Below are 26,084 nucleotides of genomic sequence, written 5' to 3'. Positions count from 1 at the left end.
GCCCGCCCCCCCCGGCGGGGCCGCCCCCCCCGGGCCGCCGGACTCCGGGCGAGTGCCGTACGTGTCAGCCCTTGAGGTGCTCGTAGGCCGGCAGGGTGAGGAAGTCGGCGTAGTCCTCGTCCAGGGCGACCGTCAGCAGCAGGTCGTGGGCCTGCTGCCAGCGGCCCGCCGCGTAGGCCTCCTCGCCCAGCTCTCCGCGGATGTCCGACAGCTCCCCGGCCGCGACCCTGCGGACCAGCTCCGCGGTGACCGGCTCGCCGTTGTCGAGGACGACACCGGCGTTGATCCACTGCCAGATCTGCGAACGGGAGATCTCGGCGGTGGCCGCGTCCTCCATCAGATTGAAGATGGCCACCGCGCCGAGGCCGCGCAGCCATGCCTCGATGTAACGGACGCCCACCTGCACGGCGTTGACCAGACCCGCGTACGTCGGCGCCGCCTCCAGGGAATCGATCGCGATCAGGTCGGCGGCCCTGACGTCGACGTCCTCGCGCAGCCGGTCCTTCTGGTTCGGCCGGTCGCCGAGCACCCGGTCGAAGGACTCCAGGGCGATCGGGACCAGGTCCGGGTGGGCGACCCAGGAGCCGTCGAAGCCGTCGTTCGCCTCGCGGTCCTTGTCGGCGCGCACCTTCTCGAACGCGACCTTGTTGACCTCCGGGTTCCGGCGGGACGGGATGAAGGCCGCCATGCCGCCGATCGCGTGTGCGCCCCGCCTGTGGCAGGTGCGCACGAGGAGTTCGGTGTACGCCCGCATGAACGGGGCCGTCATGGTGACCGCGTTGCGGTCCGGCAGGACGAACCTCGCGCCGCCGTCCCGGAAGTTCTTGACGATGGAGAACAGGTAGTCCCAGCGCCCGGCGTTCAGCCCGGAGGCGTGGTCGCGCAGTTCGTAGAGGATCTCCTCCATCTCGTACGCGGCCGTGATCGTCTCGATGAGGACGGTGGCGCGCACGGTGCCCCGGGGGATGCCCGCACAGTCCTGTGCGAAGACGAACACGTCGTTCCACAGGCGGGCTTCGAGGTGGGACTCCGTCTTCGGGAGGTAGAAGTACGGGCCCTTGCCGAGGTCGATCAGACGCCGGGCGTTGTGGAAGAAGTACAGCCCGAAGTCGACCAGGGCACCGGGCACCCGGCCGCCGTCGATGTCGGTGAGGTGGCGCTCGTCCAGGTGCCAGCCGCGCGGGCGCATGACGACCGTCGCCAGTTCCCGGTCCGGGCGCAGGGCGTAGGACCTGCCGGACGACGCGTCGGTGAAGTCGATGGTCCGGGCGTAGGCGTCGATCAGGTTGAGCTGGCCGAGGACCACGTTCTCCCAAGTGGGAGCGGAGGCGTCCTCGAAGTCCGCGAGCCACACCTTCGCGCCCGAGTTGAGGGCGTTGACGGTCGTCCTGCGGTCGGTGGGGCCGGTGATCTCGACCCGGCGGTCGTTCAGGGCCTCGGGGGCCGGAGCCACCCTCCAGGAGTCGTCCGCGCGGACGGCGGCCGTCTCGGGGAGGAAGTCGAGCGTGCGCGTACGGGCGATCTCGGCACGGCGCTCCGCGCGGCGGGCGAGGAGTTCGTCCCGCCGGGGCGTGAACCGCCGGTGCAGCTCGGCCACGAAGGTGAGGGCCGCCTCGGTGAGGACCTCCTCCTGCCGGGGCAGGGGCTCGGCGTCGACGATGGCCAGCGGGGGCGGCGCTGGTGCGGACATCAGCTGTCACTTCCTTCGGCGGGCAGGCGCCGGGTGCCGGTCGGCCCGGGTACGGCGGGGGCGCCCGGGGGAGGGGCGGGGGGAGGGCGCTCCGGCGTGCGGACAGGTTTGTGGATAGTAGTTTCCTTATCGTGGAACTTCAATGGTTTGTTGATGTCGGGGCGTCTCGGACCGTGCGGGCGGCAGCCGCTCACTCGAGGTGACCCAGATCCTCCTCCGTGTCGATGTCGTAGGCCTCGGCCACGTCCCCGCACTCGACGAGGGAGATCGCGTCCGCGTGCTCCTTCAGGTAGGCGCGTGCCCCCCGGTCGCCGGTCGCGGCCGCGGCCACGCCGGTCCAGTGCGCGGCCCCGAACAGCACGGGGTGGCCGCGCACGCCGGCGTAGGCCGCCGAGAGCAGGGCGTCCTGGAGAGGGGCGTCCCGCGCCTCCCGTGCCGTGTGTGCGGCGAGTACCCGCGCGACCGCCTGCGGACCGATGCCGGGCTGGTCGACCAGCAGGACCACGGCGGCCCGCACCCGCGTACCGGCCAGCGAGGCGAGTCCGGCCCGCAGGGACGAGCCCATGCCCTGCTCCCAGTCCGGGTTGTCGACGAGCACGCAGTCCGCCAGCGCGGCGCGTGCGCGTACCTCGTCCGCCCGCGCGCCGAGCACCACGTGCACGCGCTCGCAGCCGCCCGCGCGCAACGCCCGTACCGCGTGTTCCACCAGCGGCCGTCCCCGGTGGGGCAGCAGCGCCTTGGGGCGGCCGCCCAGCCGCCGGCCGCCCCCCGCCGCGAGCAGCAGCCCCGCCACCTGTCCCGTGGCCCGTCCCGAGTCCGGGCTCGTCCGACCTGTCGTCATGGGTTCTGCATACCTCAACGCCCCGCGGACCGCCGCCGGATGCCGGGGGGACACGGCGGGTGGCGCGGGGTGGCGCGGCGAGTGCAGGGGAGAGGGCGGGGCGGGCGGCAGGGAGGAAGAGGGAGGAAGGGGGTGGAAACGGGACGGATGTGGGGAGCGGGGAGGGGCGCATCCGGCCGGCGGTGTCACGCTGTGGAGCAGGATGATGACGTAGCGGACTGGCGCGGAGGGGGTGGGGTGGCGTTTACTGGCGCGCACCGGGCGACGGGGCGGTGGGGCCGACGGGGGGCGCGCCACCGCGTGCGAGGGGGAGGACTGGAGTGCGGAGCGCAGAGCAGCGGCATGCGGCCGGCAGTCGAAAGGACGATCCGCGGGTGGCGGAGCTGCGCTCCGCCGTGGCCCGGCTGCGCCGTCAACTGGCAGCCCATCCCGCGGAGTTCCCCGACCGGACCATCGCGGAGGACGAACTCGCGGCACTGGACGCCCACGCGGCCGGCGGCCGTCCCGAGGTTCCCCGGTTACGCCGTTCCCTGCTGCTGATCGCCGGCGCGATCGGCTCGGTGAGCGCGCTGGGGCGGGGGCTCGGCGAAGTGCGGGACGCGGTGGATCTGTTCGGGCCGTCCCCCCGGGCTTGACGCACACCTGTGCGCACGCCTCCCGGAAGGGGGCGTGCGCGGGCGCTGTGGTCGCGGTGGGCGACCGGTTCGAGCCGGGCCGGGTCAGACCGCCGGGCCGCCGCCCGGGGCGGTGAGCACCTCGGAGAGTTCCGTCGCCACCTGCTGGAGCACCGGCACGATCCGTTCCGTCGCCGCCTTTGTGACCCGCCCCGCGGGACCGGAGATCGAGAGGGCGGCCGGGGTGGGGGAGCCGGGTACGGAGACGGCGAGGCAGCGCACGCCGATCTCCTGCTCGTTGTCGTCGACGGCGTAGCCCCGGCGGCGCACCTCCTCGAGCGCGGCCAGGAAACCCTCCGGTGTGGTGATGGTCCTGTCCGTCGCCGCGGGCATCCCGGTACGGGCGAGCAGTGCCCGTACCTCCTGGGGCGGAAAGCCGGCCAGCAGGGCCTTGCCCACGCCGGTGGAGTGCGGCAGGACGCGGCGGCCGACCTCGGTGAACATCCGCACGGAGTGCTTGGACGGCGCCTGCGCGACGTACACGACCTCGTCCCCGTCGAGCAGTGCCATGTTGGCCGTCTCGCCGGTCTCCTCCACCAGGCGGGCCAGGTGCGGGCGCGCCCAGGTGCCCAGCAGCCGGGAGGAGGACTCGCCGAGCCGGATCAGGCGCGGGCCGAGCGCGTACCGGCGGTTGGGCTGCTGGCGTACGTAACCGCACGTGACCAGGGTGCGCATCAGGCGGTGGATGGTCGGCAGGGGCAGCCCGCTGCTCGCCGACAGTTCGCTGAGGCCGACCTCGCCGCCCGCGTCCGCCATCCGCTCGAGAAGGTCGAAGGCGCGCTCGAGGGACTGCACGCCGCCGCCCGGGGCGGACCGGGCGGAGTCGTGGGTGCGGGCGCTGGACGTCGGCACGACGCGTTCCTTTCGGGCTGGCGGGAAGGGCAGAAGCCTACCCGGCGGTCGACCGACTGCCTGTCTGCGCGTTCACACATCCCTGCGTTCACGCATTCCGTTTGACGGAATGCTAATTCCGCTTCATGGAGCAGTCCAGAGGACGGCCGTCGGTACCCGTGCGCGCGGCGTGCCCTTGACGGCATCGAAGCGGGAGTGAACACTCCTTCAACAGAACGTTGAAACAATGGCCACGTGGCTCAGCCGCGGAGGCTCGGGAGGGTGCGGGTGTCCGACGTCGAACTGGTGCTGCGCTCGACGCGCGTCATCACTCCCGAGGGGACGCGCGCCGCGTCGGTCGCCGTGGCCGGCGGCACGATCACGGCCGTCCTGCCGTACGGGGCACCCGTCCCCGGGGCGGCCCGCCTGACGGACCTCGGCGACGACATCCTGCTGCCCGGCCTGGTCGACACCCACGTGCACGTCAACGACCCGGGCCGCAGCGAGTGGGAGGGATTCTGGACCGCCACCCGCGCGGCGGCGGCCGGGGGCGTGACCACGCTCGTCGACATGCCGCTCAACTCCCTCCCGCCGACGACGACAACCGGCCATCTGCGTACCAAGCGGCAGGCCGCCGCCGGCCGGACCCATGTCGACGTCGGCTTCTGGGGCGGCGCCCTGCCCGGCAACGTCGAGGACCTGCGCCCGCTGCACGAGGCCGGCGTCCTCGGCTTCAAGGCGTTCCTGTCGCCGTCCGGCGTCGACGAGTTCCCGCACCTCGGACAGGACCAGCTGGCCCGCACCCTGGCGGAGACCGCCGCCTTCGACGGGCTGCTGATCGTGCACGCCGAGGACCCCGGCCGCCTCGACGCGGCCCCCCGGCCCGGCGGCCCGAAGTACGCCGACTTCCTCGCCTCCCGCCCGCCCCAGGCCGAGAGCACCGCCATCGCCCGGCTCCTGGCGCAGGCGAAACGCCTCGACGCGCGCGTGCACATCCTGCACCTGTCCTCCGGCGACGCGCTGCCGCTGATCGCGCAGGCCAAGTCCGACGGGGTGCGCGTCACCGTCGAGACCTGCCCCCACTACCTGACCCTCACCGCCGAGGAGGTCCCGGACGGCGCCAGCGAGTTCAAGTGCTGCCCGCCCATCCGCGAAGCCGCCAACCGGGGCCCGCTCTGGCAGGCGCTGGCGGACGGCGTCATCGACTGCGTGGTCACCGACCACTCCCCGTCCACCGCCGACCTCAAGACGGCCGACTTCGCCACCGCCTGGGGCGGCATCTCCGGCCTCCAGCTCAGCCTGCCCGCCGTCTGGACCGAGGCCCGCGAACGGGGACACGGCCTGGAGGACGTCGTGCGCTGGATGTCGACGCGCACGGCGGGACTCGCCGGCCTCGACGACCGCAAGGGCGCCATCGCGCCCGGCCGCGACGCCGACTTCGCCGTCCTGGCCCCCGACGACACCTTCACCGTCGACCCGGCGGGGCTCCAGCACCGCAACCGCGTGACGGCGTACGCGGGCAGGACCCTGCACGGCGTCGTGAAGTCCACCTGGCTGCGCGGCCGGCGCATCATGGCCGACGGCGAGTTCACCGCACCGCAGGGCCGGCTGCTGACCCGCGCCTCCTGACCCGGGTATCCCCCGGTCTCCGGTCCCCGGCCCTCGACTACCGACCCCGCTCCCCGAAAGGAAGGACCGGATCATCGTGACCGCGCAGCACGCATCCCCCGCACCCCGCTTCACCGGCGACGCGCGTCCCTACGTCGGCGGTGACCCGTACGCGGACTACCGCACCGCCGACTTCCCCTTCACGCAGCTCACCGACCTCGCCGACCGCCGGCTCGGCGCCGGTGTCGTCGCCGCCAGCGACGAGTTCTTCGCCGAGCGCGAGAACCTGCTGCTGCCCGGTCGTGCCGTGTTCGACCCCGAACTCTTCGGACACAAGGGCAAGATCATGGACGGCTGGGAGACCCGGCGCCGCCGCGGCTCCCGTGCCGGGCACCCCTGGCCGGCGGCGGAGGACCACGACTGGGCGCTGATCCGCCTCGGCGTGCCCGGAGTCGTCCACGGCATCGTCGTCGACACCGCACACTTCCGCGGCAACCACCCCCGGGCCGTGTCGGTCGAGGGTGCCTCGGTGCCCGGCTCCCCGGCACCGGAAGAACTGCTGTCGGGCGAGGTGACGTGGACGACGCTGCTGCCGCGCACCCCGGTGGGCGGCCACGCGGCCAACGGCTTCGCCGTACCGGCCGGCCCGCGCTTCACCCACCTGCGCCTGTCCCAGCACCCCGACGGAGGCATCGCGCGCCTGCGCGTGTACGGCGAGGCCGCCCCGGACCCGGTGTGGCTGGAGGCCCTGGGCACCTTCGACGTCGTCGCCCTGGAGAACGGCGGCCGGGTCGAGGACGCGTCCGACCGCTTCTACTCACCGCCCGCGAACACCATCGGGCCCGGCCGCTCCCACCGGATGGACCACGGCTGGGAGACCCGGCGCCGCCGCGACCAGGGACACGACTGGATCCGCTACCGGCTCGCGGGCCAGGCGCAGATCCGCGCCCTCGGGATCGACACCGCGTACCTGAAGGGCAACAGCGCCGGCTGGGCGGCGGTCTCGGTACGGGACACGGAGCACGGCAGAGCCGAAGGGCAGGGCGGGGGCGGCGGCTGGCGGGAGATCCTGCCCCGGACCCGTTTGCAGCCCGACACCAACCACCGCTTCGTCCTCCCCGCCCCGGCGATCGGCACGCACGCGCGGGTGGACGTCTTCCCCGACGGGGGCATCTCCCGGCTGCGCCTGTTCGGATCACTGACCGAGCAGGGCTCGGCCGCCCTGGCCGCCCGCCACCGGGAACTGGGCGGCTGACCCGCCGGGGCCGCCCGGCAGCGGTCAGGCGGCGGGTCACGCCGGTCAGGCCACGTGGCCGCCGTCCACCGCGAACTCCGCGCCGGTGACGTACGCGGCACCGCCCAGGTGGACGATCGCGGCGGCCACCTCGCCGGCCGTGCCGAAGCGGCCGACGGCGGTCATCGCGGCCCGAGCGGGGGCGTGGGGACCGTCCGCCGGGTTCGTGCCGGTACCGGAACGTTCACGGGTCGTCCTCAGCCGGATTTCCCGCTCTCCGCCGCGGCGAGCAGGGCGATGCCCAGGACCAGGAGGGCGACGCCGGCGTAGAGCTCGAAACCCTCCAGGAAGTCCAGCCGCCTCACCACACCCAGGTTCCAGTCGGTGAACCCGTTCACCAGGCTCGCGGCGCCCTGCAGCAGGGCGATGAACCCAAGAATCCCCAGCAGTTTCTTCATGGGCCCGACGATCGCCGAGCACCGCACGCGTGTGCATCGGCCGCCGGGCGCGAGCCCGGCGGCGAAGGTCTGTGTTTTCGTACGCGGAACACGCCGAAGGTCTGCGGCCGTACGACTTCGGTAGCCGATCCGGACCGGAGCAGGACGGACCGGGCGGCCTCTGCATAGGTTTGACGACCGTGATCAGAGCTGACAAGACGGTGCGGACGGCCTCGGTGTTCACGGGAGCACGATGGCTCCATCCGTCAGCCCTCCTCCACGAACTCGACCGGGACCCCGGCGCAGACCGCGTCCCCGACCTCGACGCCGCTTCCGAGCCCGCCCGTTCCGCGCGGCGCCCCCGACGTCCCCGGCGCACCGCGCGGGACTGGGTGGTCGACTTCGCCTGCTTCCTGCTGGCCGTGCTCGTGGGCCTGGCGGGCCTCGAGTTCCTGGTGGCGAATCCCGACGTTCCGCGCGCGCTGGTTCGCGGGGACCAGGTGCTCGGCGCGCTGTCCTGCGCCGCGCTCTGGCTGCGCCGCCGCTGGCCGGTCGGCCTGGCCGCGGTGATGGTGCCGGTCAGCCAGATCTCGGAGACGTCCGGCGGCGTGGCCCTGATCGCCCTGTTCGGCCTCGCGGTGCATCGTCCCCTCAGGTACATGATCTGGGTCGCCTGCGCCCATCTCGTGGCGGCCCCGCTCTACTACTGGTGGCGCCCCGACCCCGAACTGCCCTATGTCGCGGCGGTTGCCCTCACCGTGCTGCTGACGGGCGTGTGCGTCGGCTGGGGCATGTTCGTCCGGTCCAAGCGGCAGTTGCTGCTGAGCCTGAGGGACCGGGCCCGCCGGGCCGAGACGGAGGCACGGCTGCGGGCCGAGCAGGCGCAGCGGCTCGCCCGCGAGGCCATCGCACGGGAGATGCACGACGTACTGGCGCACCGGCTGACGCTGCTCAGCGTGCACGCGGGCGCACTGGAGTTCCGCCCCGACGCGCCCCGCGAGGAGATCACGCGGGCAGCCGGGGTGATCAGGGAGAGCGCGCACGAGGCGCTGCAGGACCTGCGGGAGATCATCGGCGTGCTGCGGACCGGCGAGTCCGACGACGCGGGCCGGCCGCAGCCGACGCTCGCGGCGCTGGGCCGGCTGGTCGCCGAGTCGAGGGAGGCCGGGACGAAGGTCGCCCTCGACCACCGGGTCACCGACTCCGGCGCCGCCGTCCCCGCCTCCGTGGGCCGCGCCGCCTACCGGATCGTCCAGGAGGCGCTCACGAACGCCCGCAAACACGCCCCCGGAGCCGAGGCCGCCGTCGCCGTCACGGGCGGCCCGGGGGAGGGCCTCGCCGTGTCCGTACGCAACCCCGCTCCGGCCGGGGAGGCACGGTCCGTACCCGGTGCCGGACAAGGACTGATCGGCCTGACCGAACGGGCTACCCTGGCGGGCGGCACCCTGGAGTACGGCCCCACGTCCGACGGCGGGTTCGAGGTCCGGGCCCGGTTGCCATGGGGCTGAACGGAGACCGGCGAAGCCTCATCACGACCGCCGTCCCGTCGTCGTCATCACCGTCCCCGCCCGCCCCGACGCCCGAAGGCCCATGACTGCGATCAGACTGCTTCTCGTCGACGACGATCCGCTGGTGCGGGCCGGACTGTCCCTGATGCTGGGCGGCGCCGACGATATCGAGATCGTCGGCGAGGCCGCCGACGGCGACGAGGTCGAGGAACTCGTCGACCGCACGCGCCCGGACGTCGTCCTCATGGACATCCGGATGCCGTCGGTGGACGGCCTCGCCGCCACCGAACTGCTGCGCCGGCGCGACCACGCTCCGCACATCGTGCTGCTCACTACCTTCCACGCCGACGAGCAGGTGCTGCGGGCCCTGCGCGCGGGCGCCGCGGGCTTCGTCCTCAAGGACACCGCGCCCGCCGAGATCGTCGACGCGGTACGCCGGGTCGCGGCCGGCGACCCCGTCCTGTCGCCGACGGTCACCAGGCAGCTCATGACGCATGCGGTCGGCAGCACTGCCCGCACCCGGCACGCACGCGCGCGTGCACGGCTCGCCGCCCTCAACGACCGCGAGCGCGAGGTCGCCGTCGAGGTCGGCCGGGGGCACGCCAACGCAGCGATCGCCGCCGAGCTTTACATGAGCGTGGCCACCGTCAAGACCCATGTCTCCCGTGTCCTGGCCAAACTGGACCTCGACAACCGCGTGCAGATCGCCCTGCTCGTCCACGACGCAGGCCTCCTGGAGGACACCCAGGAGGCCTGACCCGCACAGGGCCGGCAGCGGGCATCCCGACGCGTCCCAACATCCCGGTGCCCCGGTACTGCGCCATCCCGATACCCCGAACATGGTGGCACCCACCCCACGACCACCACCTGGCGCTCACTCGCACGCGCCCCGACACGCTCGTGCTCGGCCCAGCCCGAGCAGTTGCCAACCCTCGACGACGGCACCGCGACCCTGTGCGCCGTCGCCCGGGGCGCGGTCCTGCCGGTCTTTGCGCCCTGAGTCACCGCCGCCCGTCGCCCGAGCGGCCTCGACGTCCGAGCGGTCCCCGTCCTCCGCAGGGCGCCGCTCAGGCGTAGGCCGAGGCCGCCCCGCCCGCGATCTCCATCAGCCGCACCGGTCTGCGCTCCCGCCGGGACAGCTCGCACGCCTCCGCGACGCGCAGTGCCTGGAGGGCCTCGCGTCCGTCGCAGGGATTGGGCCGCTTGCCCCGCACCACCTCGACGAACCCGTTCAGTTCCGCCTCGTACGCGGGCCCGAACCGCTCCAGGAAGCCCGTCCACGGCTTGTCCGCGGCCGGCGGCCCGGTCGGCTCGGTGGACGCGATCGGCGTACGGTCGTCCAGGCCGACCACGATCTGGTCCCGTTCCCCGGCGAGCTCCATACGCACGTCGTAGCCCGCGCCGTTCATCCGCGTCGCGGTGAGGACGGCGAGCGTGCCGCCCTCGAGGGTGAGGAGCGCCGCGCCGGTGTCCACGTCGTCCGCCTCCCGGAACATCGAGGGGCCCGCGTCGGACCCGGCGGCGTAGACGTCCACGATCTCCCGGCCGGTCACCCAGCGCACGATGTCGAAGTCGTGGATCAGCGTGTCCCGGTACAGCCCACCGGACTGCGGCAGGTACCCGGCCGGCGGCGGCTTCGGGTCACTGCTCATCGCCCGTACGGTGTGCAGCCGGCCGAGCCGGCCCGAACGCACCGCCTCACGCGCGCCCGTGTAGCCGGGGTCGAACCGGCGCTGGAAGCCCATCTGCAGGACCGTTCCGGCCGCCTCGACCTCCGCGACCGCCTGTAACGTGCCCGCGAGGTCGAGGGCGATGGGCTTCTCGCAGAACACCGGCAGCCCCGAGCGGGCTGCCCGGCCGATGAGTTCGGCGTGGGCGGACGTGGCCGTGGTGATCACCAGGGCGTCCACCCCCCAGGTGTAGATCTCGTCCACCCCGGGTGCCGCCGTCTCACCGAGCCGGTGTGCGAGAGCCTGTGCCCGAGCCGGGTCGGCGTCCGTGAGGATCAGGGATCCCACGTCGCGATGCCTGCTGAGTGTGTGGGCGTGAATGGTGCCGATACGGCCCGTACCGATGACCCCGATGCGCATGGGAACAACCTGCGGCCCGCGTCCCTCCCTGTCAATCCGTATGTCCGGACAATCGAACTACGCCACTTCCCGTCCACCACGCACGGGACTACGCTCGGGCCGTGCCCAAACCAGGAGTGGACCCGACCGTGCAGCTGGAACTGAGCGTGGACCGCGGCTCCCCCGTGCCGCTGTACTTCCAGCTGTCCCAGCAACTGGAGGCCGCCATCGAGCACGGCAGGCTGACCCCCGGGAGCCTGCTGGGCAATGAGATCGAGCTGGCCGGGCGCCTCGGCCTGTCCCGGCCGACCGTCCGCCAGGCCATCCAGTCCCTCGTCGACAAGGGCCTGCTCGTACGGCGGCGCGGAGTCGGCACCCAGGTGGTGCACAGCCAGGTCAAGCGGCCCCTGGAGCTCAGCAGCCTCTACGACGACCTCGAGGCGGCAGGCCATCGGCCCGCCACGAAAGTCCTGGTCAACACGGTCGTCCCGGCACCTCCCGAGGTCGCCGCGGCCCTCGGGGTGGCCGAGGCGGGCGAGGTGCACCGCATCGAGCGGCTGCGGCTCGCGCACGGGGAACCGATGGCGTACCTGTGCAACTACCTGCCCCCCGGGCTGCTCGACCTGGACACCCGGCAGATGGAGGCCACCGGTCTGTACCGGCTGATGCGGGCGGCCGGGATCACCCTGCACAGCGCCCGCCAGACCATCGGAGCCCGAGCCGCCGGGGCCACCGAGGCCGAGCGGCTCGGTGAGGAGCTGGGCGCCCCGCTCCTCACCATGCAGCGCGTGACCTTCGACGACACCGGCCGCGCCGTGGAGTTCGGCACCCACACCTACCGGCCCGACCGCTACTCGTTCGAGTTCCAGCTGCTCGTACGGTCGTGACGCTCCCGGGCCCGGAGCCCGTGCACGGGTCCTGAAGTCCCGGTGAAGTCCAGGTGGCGCGGGCGACTTGGGCCGATCTTCGTCGCATTGTCCGGACAATGTGACCGGATCGTGGAGTGAGGTGTCGAAATGCGAGGGCCGTCCCGGCGGGCGTGGTCGCCGGAACGCACCGGGAAGCCGCCGGGAAGCCGCCGGGAAGCTCTCGGGAGGCCGTTCGAGGTCCGCCGGAAAACCGCAGGGAGCGTCCCGCGGGCGGCGCGCGTCACGCGGTCCCTCTGCTCCCGGGTACGCCACCCGGGGGCACCGTGAGGCAGAATCGGCGACGATGAGCACCTACCGCGACCTCACACTCCCCAGGGCGCTGAGTTCCGCCCGGGCGGGCGCCGCCCCGATCGGCTCCCGCCGTGCTCCCGCCGTGCTCCGCACGGTCGGCACCCGGGAACGCCGCTCGCACCTGACGGCACCGCGCGTGCCGACCGTCGGCATCGACATCGGCGGCACGAAGGTGATGGCGGGCGTCGTCGACGCCGACGGCAACATCCTGGAGCGGCTCCGCACGGAGACCCCGGACAAGTCCAAGAGCCCGAAAGTCGTCGAGGACACCATCGTCGAACTGGTACTTGACCTGTCCGACCGGCACGACGTGCACGCGGTCGGCATCGGCGCGGCCGGCTGGGTCGACGCCGACCGCAACCGCGTGCTGTTCGCCCCCCACCTCTCGTGGCGCAACGAGCCGCTGCGCGACCGGCTCGCCGGCCGCCTCGCCGTCCCCGTCCTGGTCGACAACGACGCCAACTCCGCCGCCTGGGCCGAGTGGCGCTTCGGCGCCGGACGCGGCGAGGACCACCTCGTCATGATCACGCTGGGCACCGGCATCGGCGGCGCGATCCTCCAGGACGGCCAGGTCCAGCGCGGCAAGTACGGCGTCGCCGGCGAGTTCGGCCACATGCAGGTCGTCCCCGGCGGCCACCGCTGCCCCTGCGGCAACCGCGGCTGCTGGGAGCAGTACAGCTCCGGCAACGCACTGGTCCGCGAGGCGCGCGAGCTGGCCGCCGCCGACTCGCCGGTCGCCTACGGGATCATCGAGCACGTCAAGGGCAACATCGCCGAGATCAGCGGACCGATGATCACCGAGCTGGCCCGCGAGGGCGACGCCATGTGCGTCGAACTCCTCCAGGACATCGGCCAGTGGCTCGGCGTCGGCATCGCCAACCTCGCCGCCGCCCTCGACCCCTCCTGCTTCGTCATCGGCGGCGGGGTCTCGGCCGCAGACGACCTGCTGATCGGGCCCGCGCGGGACGCGTTCAAGCGGCAGCTCACCGGCCGCGGCTACCGCCCCGAGGCCCGCATCGTCCGCGCCCAGCTCGGCCCCGAGGCCGGCATGGTCGGCGCCGCCGACCTCGCCCGCCTGGTCGCCCGCCGCTTCCGCCGCGCCAAGCGCCGCAGGGTCGAGCGGTACGAGCGGTACGCGGAGGTCGGCCGAGCCGCCCAGGAGACGCCGTGACGAGCGAGGCTCCCCACCGGTCCGCCCAGTCCGCCCGGCCCGCCCGGTCCGGCGGGCCCCGCCCGCCCGAGGGCCGCGGGCACATGGTCCGGCGCAGGGCGCTCACCCTCCTGATCATCGTGCTGCTCATCGGCGTCCCCGCCGGATACCTGATGATCTCCGCGAACCAGAGCCGGGCCAGCGGCAAGGACAAGGAGGCCAGGTACTCGGCGAACGGCCTGACCCAGGGCTGGCCGTCGAAGGTGCAGCGCCGCCTCTACCAGGTGCCGGTCCCGCACCCCGCCTGGTGGGTGGCCACCTACGAGACGAACAACTGGAAGACCAGCCGTCTGTACGTCGAGTTCGAGACCACCGACGCCGGCCTGAGCGCCTTCCTCACCGGCATGGGCGTCCAGCGGGACGACCTGGAACCGGACAGCATCACCATCGGCGAACGCGACCGGGAGGTCACCGGCTGGAAGTTCGACCGCCCCGGCATCTGGTCCGGTCTCGTCAACGAGCAGAGGAATCCCGCGCCCACGCACGAGGTCGTCGTCAACGAGGGCAAGCCGGGCTTCCCCAGGGTGTACGTCGTCTCCCGGACGGTTCCCTGATCCGCGCCGCCGCTCCCGTCCCGTGACCGGGGGTGTCCGCTCCGGCCGGGCCCGGCCGCCGTCACCGATTGTCAGTGCCCGCCCGTAGAGTCGAGGACGAAGAGGCGGACGACACGGGTGGGCATGGACGGCGACGGGGACGGGCGGGCGGTGACAGGGCGCATGAGCGAGGCGACCGCGACGGCCGACCGGTACACGGCAGGAGCGCGCACGGGCGCGGGGGGCGCCGCGCCCGCGGCCGCCACCGCCGGAGAGACCTCCGGGATCTCCGGGATCCCCGAGTTCTCCGTCGGGCTCGCCGCCGTCTTCCTGCCGTCGGACCTGCCGCGCGACGGACGCGTCGCCTTCTACGACCCGGGGAGCGGCCCCGCCGAAGCCGCGCCCGAACCCGCGGGGCCGGAACCCGCCGGGCCGGTCGTGGACGGCGCCGGTGGCCCGCGGTCCGCCGACTCCGTACCCGCGCCGTCGGCGCATGCTCCGGGTACGCGGCTCACCGTCATCCGCCCGCACGGCGACGGGATCCGGCGGCGGACGGTCGGCGCGCTCTCCCTCCCTCTCGACGAGGCCCTGCCCCTGCTGGTCCGCGCCCGGCACGCCCCCGCGGCGCACCCCGCCACCGCCTGCTGGGGCGCCGCCGCCCTGCACGCCCTGCGGCTCACGGCGCGCGGCCGGCTGCTGCCCGGCCTGACGGCCACCGGCCACGACGCCTGGCGGGCCGGCCCTCTCGACCCGGACGACGTGGCACACCTGCGCGCGGTGGCCGCGGCCCTGCCCTTCGAGGGCCACGCCGTCGCGCTGCCCGGCCCCGGCCCGCTCCGGCTGCCGCAGCCGGAAGCCCTGGTCCGCGCCTTCCTGGACGCGGTCGCGGACACCCTTCCCCGCACCCCGGCCGCGCCGTACGCCTCGGGGCTGCCGTTCGCCGCCCGCAAGGCCCAGCGGCTGCCCGGCGCCCACGACTGGGCAGCCGAGGTTGCCGCCGGCATGGACGCCGGTGTGCGCGTCTCGCTCCGCCTCGACCTCTGTGCGTACGACCTGTTCGACGGCTCCGAAGAAGGCGCGGGGGGCACCGGCGCGCGCGGTGCGGGCGCGGCGGTCGTCCAGGTGCACAGCCTCGCCGACCCCACCCTCGTCGCCGACGCGGCAGCCCTGTGGGCGGGGACGGCGGACAGCGCGTTCGGCCCCCGCGCGCGCGTGGACGCCGCCCTCGCCGTCCGCCGGGCCGCCCGCGTCTGGCCCCCGCTGGACCGACTCTCCGTCCAGGACGTCCCCGACGTCCTGCCCCTGTCCGAGGACGAGCTGAACGACCTGCTCGGCGTCGCCGCCACCCGCCTCGCCGCGGCCGGCGTCGCCGTGCACTGGCCGCGGGACCTGGCCCAGGACCTGACCGCGACGGCGGTGGTCCGGCCGGCCCCCGGATCGGCGACCGACGGGAGCGGCTTCTTCGAGAGCGAGGACCTGCTGCGGTTCGGCTGGCAGATCGCGCTCGGCGGCGACCCGCTCACCGAGACCGAGATGGACGCCCTGGCCGAGGCCCACCGCCCCGTCGTCCGGCTGCGCGACCAGTGGGTGCTGGTCGACCCCGCCCTCGTCCGCAAGGCCCGCAAACGCGAGCTGGGCCTGCTCGATCCCGTCGACGCGCTGTCCGTCGCCCTCACCGGCACCGCGGAGGCCGACGGCGAGACCGTCGAGGCCGTCCCCGTCGGCGCCCTCGCCGTCCTCCGCGACCGCCTCACCACCGGCGTCCGGCCGGCCGACCCGCCTCCCGGACTCGACGCCACCCTGCGCGACTACCAACTGCGGGGCCTGGCCTGGCTCGACCTGATGACCTCCCTCGGCCTGGGCGGCTGCCTCGCCGACGACATGGGCCTCGGCAAGACGATCACCCTCATCGCGCTGCATCTGAAACGGGACCGCGCCGAACCGACCCTGGTCGTCTGCCCCGCCTCGCTGCTCGGCAACTGGCAGCGGGAGATCGCCCGGTTCGCCCCCGGCGTTCCCGTGCGCCGCTTCCACGGCCCGGACCGGACCCTGGACGGCCTGGCCGGCGGCTTCGTCCTCACCACCTACGGCACCATGCGCTCGGCCGCCCCGACACTGGCCGCCCAGCGGTGGGGCATGGTCGTCGCCGACGAGGCGCAGCACGTCAAGAACCCGCATTCGGCCACGGCGAAGGCTCTGCGCACCATCCCGACGCCCGCGCGCGTGGCCCTCACCGGCACCCCCGTCGAGAACAACCTCTCCGAGCTGTGGGCCCTCCTCGACTGGACGACCCCCGGACTCCTCGGCCCTCTCACGTCCTTCCGAGCCCGGCACGCCCGCGCGGTGGAGGCCGGCGAGGACGACGGGGCCGTCGAGCGCCTCTCCCGCCTGGTGCGGCCCTTCCTCCTGCGGCGCAAGAAGTCCGACCCCGGCATCGTCCCGGAGCTGCCGCCCAAGACGGAGACGGACCACCCCGTCCCGCTCACCCGCGAACAGGCCGCGCTCTACGAGGCGGTGGTGCGCGAGTCGATGCTCGCCATCGAGACCGCCCAGGGCATGGGCCGCCGGGGCCTGGTGCTGAAACTGCTGACCGCGCTCAAACAGATCTGTGACCACCCGGCGCTCTACCTCAAGGACGAGCCCGCCCGGTCCGGGCACGCACGGGCCGGCGGCGACCGCCTGGCGGCCCGCTCCGGCAAGCTCGCCCTGCTGGACGAACTCCTCGACACCGTGCTCGCCGAGGACGGATCGGCCCTGGTCTTCACGCAGTACGTCGGCATGGCCCGGCTGATCACCGCACACCTGACCGAGCGCGCGGTGCCGGTCGACCTCCTGCACGGCGGTACGCCGGTCCCGGAGCGGGAGCGCATGGTGGACCGCTTCCAGAGCGGCGCGACGCCCGTCCTGGTCCTGTCCCTCAAGGCGGCCGGCACCGGCCTGAACCTCACCCGCGCGGGGCATGTCGTCCACTTCGACCGCTGGTGGAACCCGGCGGTCGAGGAACAGGCCACCGACCGCGCCTACCGCATCGGCCAGACCCAGCCGGTCCAGGTCCACCGCCTGATCACCGAGGGCACGATCGAGGACCGCATCGCCGAGATGCTCGAGGCCAAGCGGGCCCTCGCCGACGCGATCCTCGGCTCCGGCGAGTCCGCCCTCACGGAACTGACCGACCGCGAGCTGTCCGACCTGGTCTCCCTGCGGAGGACGTCATGACACCCGGTCCGTCCGACGAGGCCCGGGAGGCTCTCAGGGAGGCCCGCAGGCGCGCGGACGCCGATCCGGCGCCGGGCGCGGGGGAGCCCGGGAATCCCGCGGACGCCCCGGGCCGACGTCCCGGTGACGTGGCCCGTGAGGCCCTCCGCAGGGCGGTACGGGCTCGCCGCGCGGCGGACGCGGGAAGCCCGGAGACGACGGCGGACGGAAACGGATACGGGGACGGGGACGGGGACGGATACAAGGCCGGCGATGCGAAGGGCGCCCCGGGCGCGGAAGCGGAAGCGGAGGCAGAGAAGGGAGACGGGGGGCCGGGGGTGAGCGGGGACGCCGCCACCGACACCGACGCGCAGGGGGAGGGGCGCGCAGGGGAGCCGGGTGCCGTTGCCCTGCCGTCCGTCGCCGACGGCGTCCGGAGCCGTCCGGACCGTCTGGATCATCCGGCGCCGCGGTCCGACCGGCGCCCCGGTGACATCGCGCGGGAGGCACTGCGTGCGGCCCGCGAGGAAGCACTGCGCGCGCGAACGGAGACCGGCGACCGGACCACCGGCGACCGTGCGACCGACGACCGGACCTCTGACGGCAGGTCCTCCAAGGACCGGTCCTCCGGCGACCGGTCTTCCGGCGGCAGGTCCTCCAAGGACCGGACCTCCAACGACCGGACCTCCAACGACCGTGCGACCGACGACCGGTCCTCCAACGACCGGACCTCCGGCGACCGTGCGACCGACGCCCTTGCGACCGGCGACCGGGGGAGCGACGGGCAGGCGACCGTCACCGGCCTCCACACCGGCCGAGCTCCGTCGGGCACCGCTCCCCGCGTTCCGCGCGTCCCCCGTACCACCCGAGGCGACCGCGCCGCCGGTGTCCGGGCGGCCGGGACGCCGGCCGAGGAGACGGGAGTACCCACGGTACGGGCCCTGCTCACCGACGCCGTCCCCTCGTTCCCGCTCCCGCCCCCCGGCGAGGCCGAGCCGCCCCCGGAACCCGACGGCCGGCCTCACAGGCCGCCGAGCGCGCACGAACCGCCGACCACGCGCGAACCGTCGGCACCCCCGGTAGACCCGACCCCCCATCCGTCCCCCGCCACCCCCCGAACGCCCCGCTCCATGGCCGCCCCCACCCGGGACGGCGAGTTGCGCCGCACCTTCCCCGCGTTCCCGTCCCGCACCCCGGACGGCACGGGGTTCGCCGACACCTGGTGGGGTGACGCATGGGTCACGGCGCTGGAGGAGGGCGCGCTCGATGCCGCGCGGCTGGTCCGTGGACGCCGGTACGCCGAGCGGGGGCGCGTCGACGCCATCACCGTCACCCCCGGACTCGTCCTCGCGTACGTCCAGGGAAGCCGTCCCCGCCCGTACCGCGTGCAGGTACGGCTGCGCACCTTCGAGGATGCCGAATGGGAGCGGTTCCTGGAGGCGGCCGCCGACCGGCCCGGCCACATCGCGGCCCTGCTGGACAAGGAGATGCCCCAGTCCCTCGCCGACTGCGGGGTCCCGCTGCTGCCCCGCCCCGGTGACCTCGACCCGCGGTGCAGCTGCCCCGATTCCGGTCACCCCTGCAAGCACGCCGCGGCCCTCTGCTACCAGACCGCCCGGCTGCTCGACGCCGACCCGTTCGTGCTGCTCCTGCTGCGCGGCCGGGGCGAGCGCGACGTGATCGACAACCTGTCCCGGCTCAGCGCCGCCCGCACGGCCCGCGCCACCCGGGACAGGGAGCCGGAACCCCTCCCCGGGGTGCGGGCACGTGAGGCCATCGCTCCGCGCGCCCTCCCGCCCCTTCCGGCACCGCTGCCACCACCCCCGCACCCGGAGCAGCCGCCCGTCTACCCGGCGGCTGCGGGCGGCCCGGACCCGTTCGCGCTCGACCAGCTCGCCACCGACGCCGCAGCCCGCGCCCACGCCCTGCTCACCACCGGCCGCGACCCCGTCGGCCGGCTCACACTGTGGCAGGACGCCGTGCGGCTCGCCGCCGCCCGCCCCGGCTCCGGACTCACCGCCGCCACCCGCGCGCTGTACTCCTCCCTCGCCCGCGCGGCCGGGCGCACCCCGGCCGAGCTGGCTCGCGCGGTCGCCGCCTGGCGCCAGGGAGGCCCGGCCGGGCTCGCGGTCCTGGAGGATCCCTGGGACCCGCCGGCCGGCCGCTTCGACCGCGCCCGCCCCCTCCTCCTCGCCGCCGACCTGCCCGCCTTCCGCCCCTGGCACAACCACCTCACCCACCCCCGGGGACACCTCCAGCTCCGCCTCGGCCGCGACCACCTCTGGTACGCGTACGAGTCCGAGCCCGGCCACGACGACTGGTGGCCCCGGGGCACCCCCGACCCGGACCCGGTAGGCGCCCTCACCGGCCTGGACGCCCCGGGCACTCGCTGACGCGAGGTGCCGGGGCGGTTCCCGGCCGGCGGCCGCCGGGCGCGCCCGACCCGGCGCAGCGGAACGAGGGCGCCCGCGCCGGCCACCACCGGTCGTCACCGTGGGCCACCGGTTTGTCACCCGAACGGTACGCGCCAATGCTCCCGGGCGCGGCAGTGCCGACGCTGCGTCCCGTCCGTCGCCCCGGCCGCTCCGTCGGGACCGCCCGTGGGGTGCGGCGATGCCGCCGACCACCCGGCGCCACGAAGCGCGCACAACGCCTTCACGGCAGGTGCACTTTCGGTCCAGGGGCGGGCGCAAGGCCGTTCGCGGGGGAGACGGTCGCCGGGGTGCGTGCCTAGCCTCCCGGCCCATGAGATCACCACTGAGACGCCTCGGACCCGCCGCCGTCCTCGCCTTCGTCCTCGCCCTGTTCGGTATGGCCCCCCAGGCCGCCGCGGCCGAACCCGGCCCCGCCGAGCTGACGTTCACCACCGACACCGCCACCACCACGCCCGGCGGCACGGTCCAGCTGTCGATGACCCTCACCAACAACAGGACGTACGACATCTGGTTCGTGTACCAGACGATCGACCCCACGTGGCTCACCACCCAGCGCCCCGACCTGAAGTACAGCTTCACCGGGTGCGCCCTGGCCACCGCGGCCGGCAGCACCCCCTGCGCGGGGACCGGGCCCGCCGATCTCGGCGCCAACTACGGCACCACCGTCCCGCCCGGGCAGAGCCGGACCGTCACGCTGACCCTGCAGGTCGCGCCCGACTCCGGCTGCAACGGCGACATCGGCTTCTACTCGTACTACTACGCCGAGTTCAGCGACACCCAGAACGCCGGCGGCGGTCCGGTGTACACGCCCGAGACGCGGGTGCTCTGCGCCTGACGGACTCCGCGGACCTGTCGGGTCCCCGACGGTCCGGCCGGTCCCCGGCGTCGTTGACCGAATCCGGTCCGGCGCCGCACCGGCCGAGAGGTCCGGACCTCCGGCAGTCCCACCGGCGGGCCGCTCCGGCCCGCCGGTGCTCCGTTCATCCTTTGACCTGCTCAGGTGCTTCACGCGCCCGCTGGCCTCCCGCGTGCCGGGGTGCCGCACCCGTCGCTTCGGGCCGCGGGTGCCCTGATGGCCACCCGCGCTTTTCCGTCAGGTTTCACGACCGGCCCACGGGAACCACACAAAGGCATCACCATGTGACAGGACGGATGCGTCGACGACTGGCCTCTGAGGGGGATGCCGGCGTCACGCAAGGGGGTGCGTCGGCTCCGGCGGAGCGGTGTCCACTCCTGCCCGTGGGAGGGGACTGCACCGCATGAAGCGGATCACACGCACCGCCGTGCTCACGGTGGGCGCACTCATCGCTGCCCTCGGCGTGCCGAGCGCGACCGCACACGCCGCCGACGACCCGCCCCGCGTCGACCTGCGCGTCCTGGTCGTCAGCGACGGAGGTCCGGCCGTGGACGCGATCGCGGCCGAACTGGAGACCGCCGGCACGCCGTACACCGAAGTGGACCTCACCCGGTCCGACCGCCCCGCCATCGACGCGGGCTTCCTCGCCGACACCGTGGACGGGCGACCGCGCGCCAAGTACCAGGCGGTGGTCCTGCCCGACGACAACCCGTTCCCCGCGAACTCGCCCGAAATGGCGGCACTCGCCGACTACGAGCGGACCTACGACATCCCGCAGGTCGACGCCTACACCTACGCGCGTCCGGAGGCGGGCCTGGAGTACCCGCTCGACGGCGGCTACGCCGGCAGCATCGACGGGGTGCGGGCCGAGGTGACCGCCGCGGGCCGGGCGGGCCCCTTCGGCTACCTGGACGGCCAGGTCCCCTTCGAGGACAACTCGCCCACTGTGGGCGAGAGCTACGCCTATCTGTCGGCACCCGTGGCCGGCGCGGACTTCACCCCGTACGTCGAGGCCGCGATCCCGGGCCGGGCCGGGCGGGGCTCGCTGGTGGGGGAGTACCGGCACGACGGGCGGCGGCAACTCGTCGTCACCTTCGTCTACAACCAGTACCAGCAGCAGTTCAGACTCCTGGCCCGCGGCATCGTGGACTGGATGACCGGCGGCGTGCACCTGGGCGCCTCCAGGAACTACTTCGCCGTGCACGTCGACGACGTCCTCGCCGCCGACGACCGCTGGGACACGGAGCTGAACTGCACCCCCGGCGACGTCGACTGCCCCGAGGGCGAAGGCACCCCCGACCCGATCCGCATGCTCCCCGCCGACGTGGACCACGCCACCTCCTGGCAGAGCGGGCAGGACTTCACCCTCGACTTCGCCTACAACGCCGCCGGCAGCGTCGATCACCGCGAGGACAACGGCGGAGCCGACGCGCTGGCGGACAGGCTGATCGCCGAGCGCGACCGGTTCCGCTGGATCAACCACACCTACACGCACGCCTTCCTCGGCTGCGAGCAGGACACCACGGCGGTTCCCTGGCGGTGCGCCACCCACGCCGACGGCAGCACCAGGTGGGTCGAACGCGACACCATCTCCGACGAGATCGCCACCAACCGCGTCTGGGGACGGACCGCCGGACTCCCCCTGCACGACGACGAGCTGGTGACCGGCGAGCACTCCGGACTCAAGGTGCTGCCGCAGCAGCCCGACGACAACCCGAACCTCGCCCCCGCCCTCGCCGACAACGACATCACCTGGCTCGCCTCGGACAACTCCCGTGACCCCGCGCAGCGCCGGGTCGGCCCGGCCACGACCGTGTCCCGTTACCCGATGAACGTCTTCTACAACGCAGGGCGGGCCGCCGAGCAGGTCGACGAGTACAACTGGATCTACACCAGCCGTGCCCAGGGCGGAAGCGGCATCTGCGAGGACAACCCGGCCACCACGACGTGCCTGCCGGCTCCGCTGGACACCGCGACGGGATACACCGGCCACATCGTCCCCCTGGAGACCCGGATCGCGCTCGGCCACGTCCTCGCCAACGATCCCAAGCCGCACTTCATCCACCAGTCCAACCTGGCCGAGGACCGCATCGCCTACCCGGTCCTGGACGGCGTACTCGACGGCTACGACGCCCTGTTCGCCGACAACACCCCCGTGGTGAACCTGCGGATGAAGGACATCGGCGCCGAACTCCGGCGCCGCGCCGCCTGGGCCGACGCCCTGCGGGACGGCCAGGTCACCGCCCACCGCACCGGCGGCACGGTGACCGTCGAGGCACCGGACGGCACGGCCGCCACCGTCACCGTGCCCACCGGAACCACCCTCGCGGGCGATGCGTTCGGCGAAGGCTACGCGGGCCGGGTGTCCGGCTGGACGCAGACGGCGGGCCAGAGCGCCCTCTCCTTCACCCTGCCGGCGTCCGCCACGGACGCTGCCGCCACCGACGGCAACGGGCCGGCCCCGGACGCGAAGGCCCCGGCCGCCGGGCCGGCCCCGGAGACCCGGATCCCCGCCGGCGTGCGGGACCACGTCCCGTACACCCCGCGGAGCTGAACGGCGCACCGACCGACCCGAGGTACCGGACCCGGTCACCGACGCGTGACCGGGTGCCGGGGCCCGGTCCCGCACGCCCCTCCCCGCACCCCACCCCGCACCCGGCCGGGAGCCCACCGATGTACGTTCACCACGGCGCGCGCCGCCCCCGCGCGACGCGCGTCACCCTGCTCACCGAAGGCACCTATCCGCACAGTCACGGCGGTGTGAGCGTCTGGTGCGACCAACTCGTCCGCGGCATGCCCGACATCGACTTCGACGTCCTCGCCGTCACCGGCACCGGCCGTGAACCCGTCGTGTGGGACCTGCCCGCGCACGTCTCGAACGTCCTGACCGTCCCGATGTGGGGGGCCCCTCCCGAGGGCCGCCCGCCCGGGCGGCGTCCGCGCGAAGTCCTGACCGGTGCCTACGAGCAGTTCCTGACCGCGCTGCTCGACCCGTGCGCGGAGAGCGGGTTCGCCCCGGCCCTGCACACCATGGCGCGGGCCGCCGCCGACGGAACACTCGGCCCGTTCCTGCGCGGCGACCGGGCGATCGCCGTACTGACCGCCGTGTGGAACCGCCGGGGCCTGGTGGTCCGTGAGGCCCGCCCCACCCTGCACGACGCGGTCACCGCCACCGGACTGCTCGAGCACGCCCTGCGCCCGCTGGCCGCGCCGCTGCCCAGGGACGGGGTCGCCCACGCGGTCAGCGGGGGTGTCGCCGTCCTGCCCGGACTGGCCGCCCTGGAGCAGCACGGTGTCCCCCTGCTCCTCACCGAGCACGGCGTCTACCTCCGCGAGCGCTACCTCGGCTACCGCACCGGCCCCTACCGCTGGCCGGTCAAGGCGCTCGTCCTGGGCTTCTTCCGGCTGCTGGCCGAGGAGAGCTACCGCAGGGCCGCCCTGATCACGCCGGGCAACCGCTACAACCGGCTGTGGGAGGAGGAGGGCGGGGCCGACCCGGCGTCGATCCGCACGGTCTACAACGGGGTGGACCCGGAAGCCTTCCCGCCGGCCGGACCCGAACCGGACACGCCGACGCTCAGCTGGGCCGGCCGCGTCGACCCGATCAAGGACCTGGAGACCCTCATCCGGGCCGCCGCCCTGGTCAGGGCGGAACGTCCCGACGTCCGGCTGCGGCTGTTCGGCGGGACACCCCGGGGCGGGGAGGCCTACCGGGAACGGTGCGAGGCCCTCGCCGCCGAACTCGGTCACGGCGACGCCGTCACCTTCGAGGGCCGCGTCGACGACATCAAGGACGCGTACGCCGCCGGCAACGTCGTGATGCTCTCCAGCATCAGCGAGGGCTTCCCCTTCACGCTGATCGAGGCCATGTCCTGCGGGCGGGCGACGGTGTCCACCGATGTCGGCGGAGTCCGCGAGGCCGTGGGGGACACGGGGCTCGTCGTACCGCCCCGGGACCCGGCAGCGATGGCCGCCGCCGCGCTGGAACTGCTCGGCGATCCCGCGCGGCGCGCGGCCATGGGGGAGGCGGCCCGGCTCCGGGTGATCGAACAGTTCACCCTGCGCCGGACCGTCGACACCTTCCGCGCCATCTACCTGGAGCTGTCCGGCACCCGGCGGCAGCCGGCCGAGGCGGGAACACGGGACGGCGCGCAGACAGGGGACGGCACGGGGACGTACGCACAGCGGCCGGCCGGCCCTGCCGCACCGCCCCCGGGCGCGCGCACACAGGTCCCCTCACCCATGGCGACAAGGAGCGTGGCCGTATGAGCGGCCCCATGGCACTGGAGCCGGGCGGAGGCGAACAGGAGACCCTCGCCCTTTGGCCGGTCACAGCCGCCTCACGGCTGCCGCGGCCCCTCCCGGCCGACGAGCCCACCCTCGTCGTGCGATTACCGCGGCCCGTTCCGGACCAGGAGGAGGTGGACCGGCTGGCCGCCGGCCTGGCCGACCGCATCGGCCCCGCCGTCCACCCCTACGAGGTGGCCGCGCTGCTGGAGGCGGAAGGCCTGTCCGTGGACGCCGTCCGGCAGCAGTACGGCCATCCGAACCTGTTCTCCCTGGCTTCCGCGCTGTACGAGCGCGTCCCCAGAACGTTCCCCGACCTCCCGCCCGCCCCCGACCCCTGGCGTCCCGACACCGCGCGCTGCCTGCTGCGCGGCGTGCTGTTCGCCCTGCCGGGCCTCGCCTACCTGCTGGCCGCACCGCTGGGGCAGTCCGCGCGGTACGCCCCCGCCCTCATCGCGGCCGGTGTCGTCTCCTGGGCCTGGGGCCAGGCACTGGGGCACCGCGCCCACCTGCGCCTGGCGACGGGGCGCCACGAGGCGGGCCGCACCCTGCTGACCGGGGCCGCCCTCGGCGCGGCCCTGGCCACGGCCACCGCGGCCGCGGCGGCCGGCGGCGGACCGGTCACCCTGGCCGCCGCCGCACAGTCGCTGTACCTGGCCGCCGCCTCGACGCTGCTGGTCCTCGCCCGGGAACGGCTGCTGCTGGCAGCCCTGACCCCCCTGGCCGCCGGCGCCGTACTGCTGCCGTGGTGGGAGCCCGGCCCCGTCCTCAGGCTCGGCCTGCCCCTGCTGGCGCTGGCGGCCACGCTCGCCGCCGCCGGCTGGACGCTGCGCGGCGTGCTCGGCACCCCACCCGTCCCCGGCGCGTGCCGGCCACCGCTGCCGGTCTCCCTGCCCTACGGACTCTTCGGCCTCGCCGCGGCGTCACTGGTCCTGCTGGAGGGCCGACAGCATCCGTACGCCATGATCGTGCTGACCGTGAGCATGGGACCGGCCGAGTGGCTGCTGTACCGCTACCGCGGCTGGTCGGTCGCGGCGCTGCGGGCGACCGCCACGCCCACCGCCTTCCTCCTGAGGTCGGCCGGCCTCCTCGGCCTCTGCCTGCTGGCCTATCTCCTCCCGCTGACGCCCGCGGCACTCCTGACCGGAGCCGACCCGGCCGCCCTGCTGCTCCTCGCCGCGACGCTGTGGACGGCCCTGCTGCTCCAGGCGTTCGGCGTCGCCTGGCCCTCCGCCCTGATCTGCCTGACCGCCGCGGGCTGCGCCGCCGCGGTCACCCTGCTGCGCCTGCCACCGGGGCCGGCCGTCCTGCCGCTGTGCTGCGGCGCCGCGGCCCTGTGCCTGTCGGCGTGCGTGCTGCGGCTGCTCGGCCGGCCGGCGGTGCACGCCTGACCCCCGTGCGCGCACGTCACCACCACCCGCGCCCCCTACGGCGCCACCGCCGCACCTCGCCCGTT

19 protein-coding genes are annotated in these 26,084 nt (G+C 74.4%); 14 read left to right on the top strand and 5 right to left on the bottom strand.

Annotated features, from left to right (window positions below; all coding sequences use genetic code 11):
- Positions 1-64 precede the first annotated feature (64 nt).
- Positions 65-1,690, bottom strand: coding sequence for a malate synthase A (gene aceB, locus ORI94_RS13045; protein ID WP_266074702.1), 1,626 nt, complete (start codon positions 1,688-1,690; stop codon positions 65-67).
- Positions 1,691-1,880: 190 nt separating this feature from the next.
- Positions 1,881-2,531 (bottom strand): nucleotidyltransferase family protein, encoded by a 651-nt coding sequence (locus tag ORI94_RS13040; RefSeq protein ID WP_266074701.1) that lies wholly within the window; start codon positions 2,529-2,531, stop codon positions 1,881-1,883.
- A gap of 374 nt (positions 2,532-2,905) precedes the next feature.
- On the opposite strand from ORI94_RS13040, the gene ORI94_RS13035 reads away from it, so the two are divergent.
- A complete protein-coding gene (locus ORI94_RS13035; protein ID WP_266074700.1) occupies positions 2,906-3,166 on the top strand; it encodes a DUF5955 family protein in 261 nt (86 codons plus the stop codon).
- 84 nt (positions 3,167-3,250) lie between these two features.
- On the opposite strand, the gene ORI94_RS13030 is transcribed toward ORI94_RS13035, so the two are convergent.
- A complete protein-coding gene (locus ORI94_RS13030; protein WP_266074699.1) occupies positions 3,251-4,057 on the bottom strand; it encodes an IclR family transcriptional regulator in 807 nt (268 codons plus the stop codon).
- Between the two features lie 267 nt (positions 4,058-4,324).
- On the opposite strand from ORI94_RS13030, the gene allB reads away from it, so the two are divergent.
- Positions 4,325-5,665, top strand: coding sequence for an allantoinase AllB (gene allB / locus ORI94_RS13025; RefSeq protein ID WP_266074698.1), 1,341 nt, complete (start codon positions 4,325-4,327; stop codon positions 5,663-5,665).
- Between the two features lie 76 nt (positions 5,666-5,741).
- A complete protein-coding gene (alc, locus tag ORI94_RS13020) occupies positions 5,742-6,899 on the top strand; it encodes an allantoicase (protein WP_266074697.1) in 1,158 nt (385 codons plus the stop codon).
- Between the two features lie 236 nt (positions 6,900-7,135).
- Here the strand turns inward: alc and ORI94_RS13010 are convergent, their stop codons facing one another.
- A complete protein-coding gene (locus tag ORI94_RS13010; protein ID WP_266074696.1) occupies positions 7,136-7,336 on the bottom strand; it encodes a hypothetical protein in 201 nt (66 codons plus the stop codon).
- Positions 7,337-7,518: 182 nt separating this feature from the next.
- On the opposite strand from ORI94_RS13010, the gene ORI94_RS13005 reads away from it, so the two are divergent.
- Positions 7,519-8,823, top strand: coding sequence for a sensor histidine kinase (locus ORI94_RS13005; RefSeq protein WP_266075049.1), 1,305 nt, complete (start codon positions 7,519-7,521; stop codon positions 8,821-8,823).
- Positions 8,824-8,905: 82 nt separating this feature from the next.
- Positions 8,906-9,580 carry a response regulator transcription factor gene (locus tag ORI94_RS13000; protein WP_266074695.1) on the top strand — a complete coding sequence of 225 codons (675 nt, stop codon included), beginning with the start codon at positions 8,906-8,908 and terminating at the stop codon, positions 9,578-9,580.
- A 310-nt stretch (positions 9,581-9,890) separates the two neighbouring features.
- Here ORI94_RS13000 and ORI94_RS12995 read toward each other — a convergent pair whose 3' ends face one another.
- Complete coding sequence (locus tag ORI94_RS12995) at positions 9,891-10,913, bottom strand: Gfo/Idh/MocA family oxidoreductase (protein ID WP_266074694.1); 1,023 nt, start codon at positions 10,911-10,913, stop codon at positions 9,891-9,893.
- A 128-nt stretch (positions 10,914-11,041) separates the two neighbouring features.
- On the opposite strand from ORI94_RS12995, the gene ORI94_RS12990 reads away from it, so the two are divergent.
- From ORI94_RS12990 to ORI94_RS12950, 9 genes are all read left to right on the top strand, one after another.
- Entirely contained in the window at positions 11,042-11,779 is a 738-nt protein-coding gene (locus tag ORI94_RS12990) for a GntR family transcriptional regulator (RefSeq protein WP_266075047.1), read from the top strand.
- A gap of 325 nt (positions 11,780-12,104) precedes the next feature.
- Positions 12,105-13,283: an ROK family glucokinase gene (locus ORI94_RS12985; RefSeq protein WP_266074692.1), complete on the top strand. Its 1,179-nt coding sequence runs from the start codon at positions 12,105-12,107 to the stop codon at positions 13,281-13,283.
- Complete coding sequence (locus ORI94_RS12980) at positions 13,280-13,876, top strand: sugar kinase (RefSeq protein ID WP_266074691.1); 597 nt, start codon at positions 13,280-13,282, stop codon at positions 13,874-13,876. Before ORI94_RS12985 ends, ORI94_RS12980 begins: the two co-directional genes overlap by 4 nt.
- A 162-nt stretch (positions 13,877-14,038) precedes the next feature.
- Positions 14,039-17,071 carry a DEAD/DEAH box helicase gene (locus ORI94_RS12975; RefSeq protein ID WP_266074690.1) on the top strand — a complete coding sequence of 1,011 codons (3,033 nt, stop codon included), beginning with the start codon at positions 14,039-14,041 and terminating at the stop codon, positions 17,069-17,071.
- Between the two features lie 317 nt (positions 17,072-17,388).
- Entirely contained in the window at positions 17,389-19,443 is a 2,055-nt protein-coding gene (locus tag ORI94_RS12970; protein WP_323056049.1) for an SWIM zinc finger family protein, read from the top strand.
- A gap of 352 nt (positions 19,444-19,795) precedes the next feature.
- Positions 19,796-20,320 carry a hypothetical protein gene (locus ORI94_RS12965; protein ID WP_042164419.1) on the top strand — a complete coding sequence of 175 codons (525 nt, stop codon included), beginning with the start codon at positions 19,796-19,798 and terminating at the stop codon, positions 20,318-20,320.
- Positions 20,321-20,744: 424 nt separating this feature from the next.
- Positions 20,745-22,895 carry a hypothetical protein gene (locus ORI94_RS12960; RefSeq protein ID WP_266074688.1) on the top strand — a complete coding sequence of 717 codons (2,151 nt, stop codon included), beginning with the start codon at positions 20,745-20,747 and terminating at the stop codon, positions 22,893-22,895.
- Between the two features lie 119 nt (positions 22,896-23,014).
- On the top strand, positions 23,015-24,610 hold the full coding sequence (pelF, locus tag ORI94_RS12955; protein ID WP_266074686.1) for a GT4 family glycosyltransferase PelF: 1,596 nt from the start codon (positions 23,015-23,017) through the stop codon (positions 24,608-24,610).
- The gene (locus tag ORI94_RS12950) at positions 24,607-26,019 is read left to right on the top strand and encodes a hypothetical protein (RefSeq protein WP_266074685.1); all 1,413 of its coding nucleotides are present in this window, start codon (positions 24,607-24,609) and stop codon (positions 26,017-26,019) included. Before pelF ends, ORI94_RS12950 begins: the two co-directional genes overlap by 4 nt.
- Positions 26,020-26,084 lie beyond the last annotated feature (65 nt).

The organism is Streptomyces sp. NEAU-W12 (assembly GCF_026242095.1).
Classification (GTDB): domain Bacteria; phylum Actinomycetota; class Actinomycetes; order Streptomycetales; family Streptomycetaceae; genus Streptomyces.
Note: the sequence above shows the minus strand (reverse complement) of the source record. Positions and strands in the feature narration are given on the sequence as shown.